Here is a 13393-nt window from a genome sequence, read left to right on the forward strand (position 1 = left end):
AGGCGTAGAGAACCTCGATCATCTCAAACCAGCAGGGACACCTGTCGCCGTATCAGCCGCCAGCCCCCACAGCTACCTGCGGATTCGGGTCTGACGGCGGTTACCGCTACCGGTATGTTCGCGGCGCTGCTCAGTGTTGTCACAACCGCTGCCGTGCTGGTTGCGCTCGCGCCTCACGTTGGCCGCTGCGGGAGAGTCCCGACCCACTGATGCCCTGCGCCGCCCCGTTGGTCGGAGCCTTCCGCTGCCGCTCTGCCGGAGCTCTTGCCGCTCTGGACGGGGACCGCCCTCCGCCCTTGCCCTTCGCCGCCGCCCTTGCCCTCGCTCTTGCCGTGCTGCTCTCGGGGGTATCCGTTTACCGCTTCAGGCGAGGCAGCTCCGTGATCCGGTTCGCTCCCACACCTGGCCGGTGACTGCACCGGGCGGTGGTCTCCCCGAACTCACCCGTCGCCGCCGCCCATCGCCACCACCACCCATCGCCGCCGTCACTCGCGCCCCCTGGACACGTGCCTGTCCTTGCTTCCGGACCCGGCGCATTTCGTCCTCCACCGCTGCTCGACCGACGCCCGGATCAGGTCCGCGAATCGGTGTTCAGGACCGTGTTCTCTCCAATACCGCGAGGATCAACTCAGGCAACAACAGTCCGCATGGTCTGGGGGGAAGAGCCATACCCGGGACGAGTGGCAGCCTGGGTCGACCAGCCCCACGCCACGCCGACCCGCCTGCGCATCTTCTGACCCGTATCGCCCGGAGCGGGCAACACGCCGGGAGAAAAAGCCTCCTGCCCGCCCCTCTGCAGCAGGGCAGGCAGGACGCCCCGGCACGCCGACCGGAGGCCGAAGAGGTCGAAGCTTCCGACACCGTCAGCCCGGCAGCAGCTGCTGCGCGGGACGCGAGGCCACGGCGTGAACCATTGCGCTGCCCGGTCATCCACAGTGGACGGGCACACATGCGGAGGTGACTGCCCACGATGCTCGCGACGGACACCCTGCTGCGGCTTCCGGGGGAGTGCTCCCCTCACCCACCATGTCCAGGCGTTCTACCGCAACTTGACCGACTTGCCGTCCCCGCTCAGTCGCCCTGCGGGCCAATTACTGCCACGACCGCCTACGACGCTTCAGCAGCCGCCATGTCCCCTCCACCGTGCAACTGGCATGGAACGTCCACCCGATCGAAGCACGCCACGCGGGCGCCCGGGTGCGCCGCGTGGCGAGCGATGGGTCAGCCGAGCCGGATGGTGTCGGCGAGCGTGTTCATCTCCACTTCCAGCAGCGTCTGCGACTGGTGACCCATGCCGCTGTAGAGACCTTCGACTTCCAGACTCACCACGCCGTGGATGCGGGTCCACGCGATGACGGCCCCGGCCAGAGCCCGGCAGCCGCGCAGCCGCGACAGCAACGTTTTGCGTTCCCCCATAGCTACAGTTACAGTCTCTAACAGAAGCGAGAGACAGTAACGATCTCGGCTTCCACCCGCACCGTGCGGGTGCCCCTCCCGGTCTCCACTCGAAGGAACACGTCATGCGCGCTGTCAACGCCGTCCCGCTCGCAGCCCTGTCCGCAGTTCTGGTCGTCGCCGCCTCTGGTGTGGCCTTTGGTCACTCGCACGACCACTCGCACGACCACTCGCACGATCACTCCGGCAAGGCCTCGTACAGCCAGTCGCTCGCCTGTGCCGGCGTACACCCCGACGAGACCGCACCGGTGATCACCCGCAAGAACATCGTGATCAACGCACCGCTGGCCACGATCTGGAGGGTGCAGACGGACGTCGAGAACTGGCCCACCTGGCAGCCCAATGTCACCTCGCTGACCAAGGACACGCCCGGCGCGCTGCGGTCTGGCTCGGTATTCCGCTGGGCGACCGAAGGCCTGGACATCACCTCCACCGTCAAGCAGGTCGAGCACAAGAAGTGCTTGGCCTGGGGCGGCCCCGCCCAGGGCATCAACGCCATCCACGTGTGGACCTTCACCCCCATCAAGAACGGCGTGCTCGTGCACACCGAGGAGTCCTGGACCGGCGCACCGGTCGTGGCCAACACCGCCACCCTGCAGACAGCCCTCGACACGTCGCTCCAGAACTGGATGAACAACCTCAAGCATGAAAGCGAAAGCCGCTCCTGACGACGATCGCCCACCGACATCAGCCAAGAGCGAAGCCGGCGCCATGGAGCCCTGCGCACCGCGCCCACCGCCGCACGGAACCGCTCACCCGACCCGGACCACACGCCCTACCCCCGCGCCGCTGGGCTGCCCTGGCCGTGCTCGCGGCCGCCCTCCTTCGTCAGCGTCACCGCCGCCGCCAAGGTCGCCCCGGGCGATGCCGGCCTAGCAGGCGGCCTGATCAACACCACCCAGTAGGTCGGCGGAGCCCTCGGGCTCGCCCAGAGCGCCGTCGCCACCCACCGCACCGGAACCCCCTCGACCCTTGCCTCGATCAACAGCGGCTACCAGGCAGCCTTCCTCTCCGCCACGGCGATCGCCGCCGCCCTCCTTGCGGTCCTCATCGCCCCCTGCGGCGGCCGGCCCACGACGGGGACCCCCACCGGCAAGAACCTCTGAAGCCTCAGTGCCGGCTCCCCAATACCAGCTCCCCATTCGCAAGCCCGGAAGGACAGCACCATGAACGCCAACACCACGGACACCCCGCAGCTCCAGCCGATCGCGATCACCATCGACGAGAACGCCCCCGTGATCGTGCGGGTTTCCACCACCGTGAACGCCCCCCTGGCCCTCGTCTGGAACCTGCACACGGACATCGCGGGATGGGCCCGGTGGAACACGAACGTCGAGCGGGCCGAGTTCGCCGGCCCGCTCGCCCCCGGAGCGAGCTTCCACTGGCTCACCCACGGCCTCGACATCACCTCCACCCTGCTTGAGGTCGTGCACGGCGAGCGCATCGCCTGGAGCGGACCCGCCAACGGCATCGACGGCATCCACATCTGGGCCTTCGAGGAACACGACGGCGTGGTGACCGTCCACACCGAGGAGTCCTGGAGCGGCGCCGTGGTCCAGGCCCAGCCCGCCGAGCTGCGGCAGGCTCTGGAACAGTCCCTCACCGACTGGCTGCGCCAGCTCAAGACCCAAGCCGAGAAGGCGTACGTGGCTGACCGCTGACGGGCCGGTCGAGGCTGACAAGCATTCGCGCAGCACGGTTCGTCCTGGCGGACACAGGGTTTGCGGCTGCCGGTGCCTTTGTCCAGGCCTCTGTGAGCTCTGCGCCGGGCTCACAAACGTGCTGGCAAGCCTGTCTGAAATGCCCGGCTGTGCCAGACCCGCGCAGCCAGCCGCCAAGCAGTTGATCCGCGACGCGGGGCGCCTGGCAGGCATCCCCGACATCCTGAGCCACGGCCGCCTCGACATGAGCGGACCGCTGGACAAGGCCTGGGAGCTCGCGCACGCCTGGCCCGGCGCGGAAATGGTGGTCATCGACGACGCGGGACAACAGGGCAGCGCTGCCATGAGCCGAGCACTGTACGGAGCGTTCGATCGGTTCGCGCAACAGTGAACTCACAGGAGCCCACAAAACCCCAGATGATCAAGCGGCCGGCTCACGCGGGGACTCCCTGCGGGCGAGCCATTCGCGGGCTGACACCGACCCCGCTTGTGCGGCGGCGCGGTTCAATCGCTCAGCGTCGTGGAGATGGCTCTTAGCGAATCTGAGGTGGGCGAGGCCGTGCAGGGCGTGACTGTTGTCGGCGGCTGCCGCGGCGTGTGCCAGGTCCTCGGCGCGCTGGTGGTCGCCTTGTCCCTCGCTATGCCATGACATCCATTCCAGAGCCTTCGGATGCTCCACGGCGGCGGAGGCACGTCCAAGAAGGACAAGGAACACCTTCGGCGCCCCGACCCGCTGCTCGTGCTCACCGAGGCCGCGCTGGAGCGCTACGGCCTCCCGATCGCCCTCAGCGACGAGGAGCGGCTTGCCCGGCGGATTCCGGAGGGCCACGCTCCAGAAGGTCATCAAGCAGTCGACCCGCGCCCAGTGGCAGCTGACGAAGCGTGGATTCGGGCCGTGGGCGCGGATCTACCGCCCCGCCACCGGCTCGGAGCGGGCCTGTGTCCAGCTGTGCATCCCGTCCTGGTAGGCGCTGGATACCCGGCACTGGGGTGCAGCCGGGCATCTTCCGCCGGCCGGGGCTGAGTTGGACTTCTGTCTCAGAGTCGGACCGGGCCGCCCGCACGATCCGATGGTCGCTCTTCGCCGTCGTCTCCATGCGGCAGGAGTTCGGCGATGATCTCGGTGCCGAGTGCGTACGCCGGCACGCCCGCGGTGATGAGCGCGGTCTCGGCGACGCCGATGAGGTCGGCGATGCCAGCTCCGGCGTGGAGTGCGCCCTGGGCGTGGATCCGGGCGGGGTGTGCCCGGCCAAGGGACAGCAGCTGCCCGAAGTGGACGAGCTGCTGCACCCGCGCTCCCAGCGGATTGTCGGTCAGCACGATGTGGCGCAGTGCCGCGATCGCCTCTTCGGTCGGCAGTCGGCCGAACTCCTGGGCCAGGCGCAGCCTCTCCTGCACCCCGCCGGGAACGGTTCCGAGGGTGGAGCGGTAACGGTCGCGTATGGCCTCCGTACGGGAGGCGAGGGTGTCGTCCGTCATGACCTGGCCCGCGCGATCGCGGCGCGCACGGCCTCCTGGGCGCCCGGGGGGAAGTCCACGGCCCCGCCGATCGCCGCGGCGGCGATCTCGGCTTCGGCGCTCTCCTCGATCGCCACCACGAGGTGGGCGGTGGCCGCCGAATCCGGGCCGAACACCAAGAGGCCGTGGTTGGCCAGCAGGACCGCGGCCGTCGTCGGGCACCGTTCCAGCACGTCGGCGATACCGCGCACCGACACGTCCGATCCGCGAGGTCCCCAGGGAACCACGGGGACGTCCTCGGCCTGTCCGAAGCGCAGCATCGGCTCGGTGCGGCAGGGCAGCGGCCGGTGGGCCACGGCGAAGGCGGTCGCGGACGGCGAGTGGGTGTGGATGATCGCGCCCACGTGGGGGCGGGCCTTGTACACGGCGCTGTGCATGGCGATGATCTCGGCGCTGACGGACTGCAGCTCGCCTTCCAGGACTTGCCCGTCGAAACCGACGGTCGCCAGTTGTTCGGGCCGCAGGCCGCGGACGAACCCCGGCGTCAGCAGAAGGCGCTCACCGTCAAGCCTGGTGCTCAGGTTGGCGTGCCCGGAGTGGGACATCACCCCGGCCGCGAAGAGCTTCTCCGCGGCCTCCACCAGCTGGTCGGCCCGCTCTTTCCGTACGTACGTGTCGCTCATAGCGGTATCTCCAAGTTTGCTGCCAGCGGCCGCTCGTTCGTCGCTGTCCACGTGCCGACCACTCTTCAACTTGAACTAAGGTTTAAGTCAAATGCCGGGATCGACGAGGAGCAGGAGGAGCGGAACGTGCGCATGCCGATCGGCCGACTCGCCAAGATCACCGGAGTGCCCGCTTCGGCCATCCGGTACTGGGAGCGACACGGCCTGCTGCCCGCGCCCGAGCGTGAGAGCGGCCAGCGGCGCTATCCGCCGGAGGCCGCCGAGCGGATCACGGTACTGCGCAAGTGCCAGCAGGCCGGGCTGACCCTGGTCGAGATCAGCGAGTTCCAGCTGGAGCAGCCACGCCGAAAGGCGATGATCCGCGCCAAGATCACCGAGATTGAGCAGCGCTTGGTCGATCTCGACCACGCCCATCAGCTCCTGACCCATGCCCTCAAATGCAGCGAAGAGGACATCGTCAGATGCCCGAAGTTCCGAGAGCAGATGGCGGCGTGGCAGACGCCGGATCCGGCGCCGCCGCTGTCCTGAGCCTGTTCGAGGTTGGTGCCGCCTGTCTCACTGCTCACGAGCCGATCTTGCGTCCGTACGCCGATGCTGCCGTTGCGGCGCCGGCCGCGGGTCCCCCGTCCAGGCGGCAGCGAGAGGACGGAACGGGATCTACCATCCTGGTCATGGGGAACAGGGAGTGGAGAACGCTGATAGGCGTGATGGGCGCCACGGCCTGGTCGGCGAGCATCCCGCACATCCGCACCGACAGATCCTCGGGCGCTCCAGTCCGACCAGCCACTGTCCTGGGTCCGTAGCAGGGTCGGTGCTCCACTGCCCGCACTCGTCCAGCGGCACACCGCGCGGCACGACGTGGAGCAGCCGGACATGGTGCACCCGCAGCAGCACCAGGGGTCCTCCTGATCCAGCAGTGCCTCGATGTGCCCTTCGAGCTCCTCTAGACGAGTCATTCCGAATGCTGACGGTGTGTCCGGGAACGCAGACAGGGCGTCCAAGATCGTTGTGTGACGAACAACCTAGACGCCGTGCTGACCGCACTGTACGTGAAGATCGACGACGAGATCGGGGGTACCCGATGGCTTGGCCGACCGCCGCAGCTGACGGATTCCGAGCTGGTCACCCTTGCCGTGGCGCAGGCTCTGCTGGGCTTCACCTCGCAGTCGCGCCGGCTGCGGTTCGTGGACTCCCGGCTAGGAGCGATGCTCCCGTACGTGCCCAAGCAGCCAGGCTGGAACAAGCGGCTGCGGGCAGCGTTACCGCTGGTCAAGAAGGCAATACGGCTACTGGCCGTCGATACGGACTTCTGGTTCGACAACCACTGGATCATCGACTCCACGCCGGTGGAGTGTGGCCGCTCGCGTCCGACGGTGAAGCGGTCGGACATGGCCGGCTGGGCCGGATACGGGTACTGCGCCTCGCACTCCCGGTTCTTTTGGGGCCTGCGTCTGTTCCTGGTGTGCACCCCGACCGGAATGCCCATCCTGTGGGCACTGGCGAACCCGAAACTGGACGAGCGGGAGGTGCTGTCGGCGATGCTGGACCGCGAACCGCACCTGGCCACGGACCGGCCGAGCCTGCTGGTGATCGCGGACAAGGGCTTCGCCTCCAAGGAGTTCGAGGCCGGTCTGGCCTTCCGGGGCGCGGAGTTGCTGCGTCCCTCCTTCAAGCGCGAGAAGAAGCGCAGGGGTGAGAGCCTTCTGAAGTCGGTGCGGCAGCTGATCGAGTCGGTCAACGACACCCTCAAAGGCCAGCTCGACCTGGAACAGCACGGTGGCCGGACCTTCGAAGGTGTCGCCGTCCGCGTCGCCCAACGCATCCTCGCGATGACCGCCGCGATCTGGCACAACCACAAGACCGGCCAGCCCGTCATACGATCCTTGACCGCTTATGACCACTGATCACATCGGAATGACTCGTCTAGACCGTTGCTGTGAGGTCCTGGGCGTAGTGCTCGCTGCAGGATTGGCCCGCGCTTGTGGGCATCTCTTGAAGATCAGATCGTGGGATCCGAGGAGGAGGTGTCTTCCAGGTGGGTGCTGCCCGTACTCGGCCGCCCCAGGACTGCCTGAGTCCTTCGTCGGGGCGGCGGTTCCGGGGCGTCGTCCGCCGACCACGCCGGTGCCGCTCGCAGACTCGCGCAAACGCCTCCACTCGGCGGTGGGTTCCCGTCCTTCGCGTGAAGGCCACGCTGGGTACAAGGAGTTGCGAATCCCCGCGTGACATGGACGGTCGGGCGCCTGTCCGGAATACGCGAGGCCCCTCAACAGACCCTGACAGTCTGGGGTGATCCTTCCGAAATGTCGTCCTTCGGTCCAGGCCGAATCAGGTCGAGATCGTAGCGTTCGCAGGTGAGGGTGATCGCACAGTCAGCAGGAGTCGACGGCGCACGGGTACCTGAGCGGCCACGAGTTGGCCATGCAGTCACATGACCGATGCAACCCTGGGCCCGGGTGCGTGATCGACGCATGCACCCCCAGGTGGTGGCAAAGGGCGCCGGGCAACGTATGTGCTCTTGCGTTTCACCTCACCCGAGGGGTCTCCTTGCGCAGCGTTCCCATTTCCCGGCCAGGGCCGATCGCGTTTGCCGTGGTCGCCGCTCTGACGATAGGGGTCATACCGGCCACCGCCGCGGTACCGGCGGACACTGGTCCCATGCCGTTTGTCGGCGCCGTTCACCAGTCGGCAGGAAGCGGCGGCACGCATAGCGTCACCCTGATCACCGGTGACAAGGTCACGATCGGCACCGCCGCCGACGGCACCACCGTCCGGTCCTTCGAAAGCCCGAATGGAACCACCACCGGTTTCCACCGCTCAGTCATCGACGGCTCGACGTATGTCTACCCCGACGCCGCCCTGCCCTACGTCAGCGCGGGCAAGCTCGACAAGCAGCTGTTCACCATCCTCGCGAAGGACCGTTCGGGCAAGCCGCTCTCCGGCAGGGTCACCATCGTCTCGGAGCACAGTATGCCGACGGTGACGCTCGACGCGTCCGGCACCGGCACCGCGCACCGGTTGCCCACCGGTACCTACAGCGGATGGCTCCTTGCCAACGTGCAGGGGGCCAACGGGCCGCACTCGCTGGGGTTGGCGCTGCTCCCCTTCACCGGCGTCCGGTTGGACCAGGACCGGACCATCACCCTGGACGCCCGCAAGGCCCGTCAGATCCGGGCACACGTGCCGAAGGAGGCCACCGCGGTCCTGTCGCGGATGGACGTCAGCCAGTCGTTCGGCGGCAATTCGCAGACCGACTCGTTCATGCCCGGTTCTGTCTCGGAGCAACAAGATGTCGACGCCTACGACAGCATTTGGGCGCTCCCGACCGGCGAGAAAGCCACCGACGGGTTCAAGTTCGGCGCCCGCTTCCGTCTTGAGCAGCCGGCGCTGACCGTGAGCAGGGGGTCGGAAAGCTACGACGATCTGCTGGTCAAGCGCGCGGCCACTCAGCTGCCGGCCGGCACCCGAAAGCTGACGGCGGTCTTCGCCGGTGAGGGTACGACCAAGGACCTGGCCCGGAGGAATGTCCGCGGCAAGGCCGTGGTGGTGCGGCGCAGCGACGCCATCGGAATCGAGGAGCAAGCGAAGACCGCCGTGGCGGCGGGCGCACGGGTGCTCCTGGTCGCCAACGACGGCATGGGACGACTGCAGCCTTGGAACGAGCCGACCGACAGCACGGAGAGCCCGGCCCCGCTGACGGTGGCGACGCTCAACGCCGACCAGGGCGGTGACCTGATCGACGCGCTCGGCCGAGGCAGCGTTGAGCTGAAGGTCACCTCGCACCCCACCACCGACTACCTCTACGACGTGGTGCACCACTGGTCCGGCGCCGTTCCGGCGGACCCGACCTGGCGGGTGAAGCCGAGCGACCTGGCCCGGGTCGACGTCTCCTTCCGCAACTACCGGCCGGGGAAGGCGTACGAGTACCGCAACGACATCTCGGACGGCTGGGGCGGTACCTGGAGGGCCTTCCCGGCTCCCGCCCAGGGAGAGCGGACCGACTGGGCCACCGCGGACACGGACTGGCTGGACGACGCCGGCATCTACGGCGAGACCACACAGCAGTCGCTCAACCCCCTCCACTACCCGGCGGGGAAGACCGACAAGGTCAGTTGGTTCGGCCCGATCCAGCGGCCCCGGATGAGTTCGTACATCAATCAGCCGACACGCTACGGCGACAACCTCATCATCCGTGTGCCCGGTTGGGGGGACTCCGGGGCCGGCCATGTCGGCGACGCCTACGGCAACTTCGACGTCCAGGACTTGGTGGGGCTCTACCAGGGTGATCAGCTGCTCATGTGGGGCAACGCCGAGAAGGCGGTGGCGTTCGGGCTCGCCCCGGAGCGGATGCCCTACCGGGTAGTGGTCGACAACGACCGTGGCGCCTGGGCCAACCCCTACTCGACGCACACGCTGACCGAGTGGAACTTCACCTCCGCAGCCGCTGAAGCCGAGCCCGTACCGCTGATCCAGCTCGACTACGCCGTGGACACCGACAAGGTCGGCCGGGCGGACCGACAGGCCCAGCTGACGGTGACCGCCTCCTACTTGTCCGGCACGACAGCCGTCATCGGCAAGCCCTCGCTCGAGGTCTCATACGACGGCGGGGCGACCTGGCAGGGAGCCGAGCTGAGCCACAAGGGTGACGGATGGCGGACGGCCCTGCGCGCGCCGAAGTCCGCGCGCTTCGTCACGCTCCGGGTCACTGCCAAGGACAGTGCCGACAACAGCGTCTCGCAGACAATCACCCGGGCCTTCGGCCTGCGCTGACGTCACCTGACGTAACAGCCCTGCCGGGCGGGGCCGCAGCCGGCGGCCCCGCCCGGAACGACTTCTGTGGACCGGCTGCACGCCAGGAGCCCCGCACACCGGGACAGCCCGTCGAGCTGCTGACCAGCCACCTGCCGACCCCTTGGAAGCGTTACTTGAGATCCGTGACCGCACCGGCGACATCACCGGTAAGCCGCCGCCCCCGTTTCGTCGGGCGCGACGTGGAACTGAGGCGTGTGACAGACGCGTTGCGGCGACTGCCCGCCCTTGTGCTGGTGGAGGGTGAGGCGGGCATCGGCAAGAGCCGCTTGGTGCAGGAGGCCTTGGCGGCGGTCGCCACCGGAGGTCCGCGCACGCTGGTGGCGGTGTGCCCGCCGTTTCGCGAGGCGCTGACCCTCGGCCCGATCGTTGACGCCGCCCGGCAGGCCGCACCGAGTGGCGCCGATGTGGCGGACCTCGGACTGTCGGCGTTGGCGGGTACGCTGCGGCCGCTGTTCCCTGAATGGGCGGACGACCTGCCCCCCGCGCCGGAGCCACTGGCCGATGCCGGCGCCTCCCGGCACCGACTGATCCGGGCCTTCACCGAACTCCTGGACCGTCTCGGAATCGACGTCCTGGTCGTCGAGGACGTGCACTGGGCGGACGAGGCGACGCTGGAGTTCCTGCTGTTCCTGGCCTCCCGGCAGCCGTTCCCGCTCACTTTGGTGATGACCTGCCGTCCCGAGGAGGTGGCCGCCGACTCCCTGCTGCTGCGGCTGTCCTCCCGGGTACCGACGGGTGCGGGGATCAGTCACGCACGTGTCGGCCTGGCCGGACTCGCGGTGTCGGACACCGCGGAGCTCGTGTCGTCGATGCTGGACGACGAACACGTCTCCACCGAGTTCGCCACATTCCTGCACGACCGTACCGAGGGCGTGCCGCTCGCGCTGGAGGAGTGCGTCCGGCTGCTGCGGGACCGGGCCGACCTGGTCCGGCGGGACGGCGAATGGATGCGGCGCACCCTCGACGAGATCGCCGTGCCGCCGACGATCCGGGACGCGGTCACCGAGCGGGTGGCCCGGCTCGGGGCCGACGCCCGGCGGGTGCTGCTGGCGGCTGCCGTCCTGAGCGATCCGGCGGACGAGACAACGCTGGGGACGGTCAGTGGGCTGACCGGGGTGGGGAGCGGCCAGGACGCGGGCATCGAGGGCCGGACGGGCCGTCCGGCAGATTCCGCCATCGCACCGGCCCGGGGGTCCGCCGCCACCGTGGTCGAATCAGCTGTCTCCGCGGCGGTACGCAGTGGCCTGCTGGTCGAGGACGGATCCGGTTCGGGCCGTATCGCGTTCCGGCATACGCTCGCCGCCCGGACGGTGTATGACCAGGCGCCGGCGTCCGAACGGCGCGCCGCCCACAGCCGCGCCGCCGCGCTGCTGGAGACCGCCCGGCCCCGGCCCGTCGGCCGGCTCGCCCATCACTTCCGTCAGGCCGGCGAAATCATGCGGTGGTGCGAGTACGCCGAGCAGGCAGCGGACATTGCCCTCGCATCCGGTGACCACGTCACCGCCCTCACCTTTCTGCACGAATTGATCGACGAACCGGGGCTGACCGCGGAAGCGGTCGCCCCACTGGTGCGGAAGATGCCGTTCCAGGCGTTCACCGGCTACACCCGGCGTGCGGATGTCCTGGCCACGTTGCGCGCCGTCCTCGAAACAAACCGGCTCAGCGCGCGCGACCGCGCCGAAGTGCGCGGCCAGCTCGCTCAGATCCTCATCCAACTCGGTGAGTACGCGGCTGCGGCAGCCGAGTTGGAGCCGGCGATACCCGACCTCGTCGACGGGACGTACGCCGGCGCCTGGGCGATGACCGCGCTCGGATATCCGGTGCTGAGCGGAACATGGCCGGCCAAGACTCATCTGGGCTGGCTGGAGTGGGCTCGGCAGTTCACTGCCGATGCGGCGCTCTCCCCGCATGAGCGGCTGTCCTTGCTGGTCAACCGCACGACCGCACTGCTCGAACTCGGCGAGGAATCAGGCTGGGTGCTCGCCGACGAACTGGGCGACGACGAGTCGACACCGCAGCTGGCGCTCCAGCGCGGCCGCGCCGAACTGAACATCGGCGATGCGGCGATCCGGTGGGGACGGTACGCGGAGGCCCGGCGGCGACTGACGAGCGCCGTCGACGTCGCGGGGCGGCACGCGTACCAGTTGCTCGCGGACCTGGCAGGGGTGACGCTCCTCCACCTCGACTACCTGACCGGCACGTGGCAGGGCCTGGCCGAGCGGGCCGGGCAGTGGTCGGACGTGGCCGAAGAGCCCTTGTGCCGGCTGCAGGCCCTGCTGGTGGTGGCTCAGGTGAAACTGGCGACGGCGGGCGCGGATGAGGAGGTCGAAGATCTCCTGCGGACGGTGCGGGAGGAGGGCGAACGCCGCGGCGCCATCGGCCTGTGGCTGGAGCCCGCCGCGGCGCAGGCACGGCTCAGGCTTGCCGCGGGTGACACCGAGGAGGCACTCGCCCTGACTGAGGACCCCATCCGTCTGGTCATGCGCAAGGGCATCTGGTTCTGGGCGACAGATGTCGCACCCGTGCGAGTGGCCGCACTGTCGGCGGCCGGGCGGCATGCGGAGGCGCAGCACCTCGTGACCGCGTTCGAAGAGGGGCTGAGCGGGCGACACGCGCCCGCTGCGCATGCGGGACTGCAGGAGTGCCGGGCGGTGCTCGTCGAGGGCCAAGGAGAGTTCGACGCGGCGGTGCGGGCGTGGGGCAACGCGGCCCAGGCATGGTCGCAGCTGCCGAGGCCGTACGCAGCGGCACGGGCGCAGGAGGGCGTCGAGCGCTGCACGTCTGCCGCGCGGGGCGGCAGACGCGGCGGACGGCGCGGATACGGGAACCAGCTGTCGCCACGGGAGTTGGAAGTGGTACGGCTGTTGCTGCAGGGCCTGACGAACCGGCAGATAGCCGCCGAGCTGTCGAGGTCGCCCAGCACCGTCACGGCGCAGTTGAAGTCGGCCATGCGCAAATACGGGGTGACGTCCAGAACGGCGCTGGCCGTGAACGTGACACAGGCGGGGAGCTTGTGATCGGCGCGGACCCGTCCGTGCACGTCCACACGCATTCTTTAGCCCATTTGGCCAATCGATCACGCCCGCTTGCCGAACTCATACTCGCAGGCGGGCTTGCGTTTGTCCGGGACACAGCAACTGAGGGTTGTTCATGAGTGATGGCAAAGACATGAGTTCGTGTGAGAGCGAACTTCCCGACGATCGCGACGAGCCGGAGAGCGCGGACGCAGAGGGTGCCGACCGCGATGAGCCCTCCGGCTATGAACCGCTCTGACTCCGCCCCACCCCGACTGAAGGGTTGTCTGTTCATGACAAGACGTGGGCG

At 68.7% G+C, this 13393-nt stretch carries 10 protein-coding genes and 2 pseudogenes; 9 read left to right on the forward strand and 3 right to left on the reverse strand.

The genetic code is table 11. From position 1 onward, the window contains the following. Window positions 1–1221 precede the first annotated feature (1221 nt). Window positions 1222–1416: a hypothetical protein gene (locus ACWCP8_RS38430; RefSeq protein ID WP_352271945.1), complete on the reverse strand. Its 195-nt coding sequence runs from the start codon at window positions 1414–1416 to the stop codon at window positions 1222–1224. A 104-nt stretch (window positions 1417–1520) separates the two neighbouring features. On the opposite strand from ACWCP8_RS38430, the gene ACWCP8_RS38435 reads away from it, so the two are divergent. From ACWCP8_RS38435 to ACWCP8_RS38450, 4 genes and pseudogenes are all read left to right on the forward strand, one after another. Next, a complete protein-coding gene (locus tag ACWCP8_RS38435) occupies window positions 1521–2123 on the forward strand; it encodes an SRPBCC family protein (RefSeq protein WP_451121070.1) in 603 nt (200 codons plus the stop codon). A 498-nt stretch (window positions 2124–2621) separates the two neighbouring features. After that, on the forward strand, window positions 2622–3116 hold the full coding sequence (locus ACWCP8_RS38440; RefSeq protein WP_451121072.1) for an SRPBCC family protein: 495 nt from the start codon (window positions 2622–2624) through the stop codon (window positions 3114–3116). A 178-nt stretch (window positions 3117–3294) separates the two neighbouring features. Beyond that, window positions 3295–3507 (forward strand): annotated as a pseudogene (locus ACWCP8_RS38445) (prolyl aminopeptidase); the annotation flags it as partial. Window positions 3508–3843: 336 nt separating this feature from the next. After that, a pseudogene (locus ACWCP8_RS38450) lies at window positions 3844–4081 on the forward strand (telomere-associated protein Tap); the annotation flags it as partial. A gap of 73 nt (window positions 4082–4154) precedes the next feature. On the opposite strand, the gene ACWCP8_RS38455 reads toward ACWCP8_RS38450, so the two are convergent. Together ACWCP8_RS38455 and ACWCP8_RS38460 are read right to left on the reverse strand one after the other, a co-directional pair. Beyond that, on the reverse strand, window positions 4155–4595 hold the full coding sequence (locus tag ACWCP8_RS38455; RefSeq protein ID WP_352271937.1) for a carboxymuconolactone decarboxylase family protein: 441 nt from the start codon (window positions 4593–4595) through the stop codon (window positions 4155–4157). Then, entirely contained in the window at window positions 4592–5257 is a 666-nt protein-coding gene (locus ACWCP8_RS38460) for a class II aldolase/adducin family protein (RefSeq protein WP_356006178.1), read from the reverse strand. The genes ACWCP8_RS38455 and ACWCP8_RS38460 overlap by 4 nt, the downstream gene beginning before the upstream one ends. Before the next feature lie 51 nt (window positions 5258–5308). On the opposite strand from ACWCP8_RS38460, the gene ACWCP8_RS38465 reads away from it, so the two are divergent. The 5 genes from ACWCP8_RS38465 (at window position 5309) to ACWCP8_RS38485 (ending at window position 13342) form a co-directional block, all read left to right on the forward strand. Further along, window positions 5309–5785, forward strand: coding sequence for a MerR family transcriptional regulator (locus tag ACWCP8_RS38465; RefSeq protein WP_451121074.1), 477 nt, complete (start codon window positions 5309–5311; stop codon window positions 5783–5785). 482 nt (window positions 5786–6267) lie between these two features. Further along, the gene (locus tag ACWCP8_RS38470) at window positions 6268–7161 is read left to right on the forward strand and encodes an IS982 family transposase (RefSeq protein ID WP_451121076.1); all 894 of its coding nucleotides are present in this window, start codon (window positions 6268–6270) and stop codon (window positions 7159–7161) included. 754 nt (window positions 7162–7915) lie between these two features. Continuing rightward, window positions 7916–10027 carry a hypothetical protein gene (locus ACWCP8_RS38475; protein ID WP_451121078.1) on the forward strand — a complete coding sequence of 704 codons (2112 nt, stop codon included), beginning with the start codon at window positions 7916–7918 and terminating at the stop codon, window positions 10025–10027. A 164-nt stretch (window positions 10028–10191) separates the two neighbouring features. Further along, entirely contained in the window at window positions 10192–13086 is a 2895-nt protein-coding gene (locus tag ACWCP8_RS38480; RefSeq protein WP_451121080.1) for a helix-turn-helix transcriptional regulator, read from the forward strand. Between the two features lie 133 nt (window positions 13087–13219). Continuing rightward, window positions 13220–13342, forward strand: coding sequence for a hypothetical protein (locus ACWCP8_RS38485; RefSeq protein ID WP_451121082.1), 123 nt, complete (start codon window positions 13220–13222; stop codon window positions 13340–13342). The last annotated feature ends 51 nt before the right edge of the window (window positions 13343–13393 follow it).

The sequence above is a fragment of the Streptomyces sp. NPDC002206 genome (genome assembly GCF_053593595.1).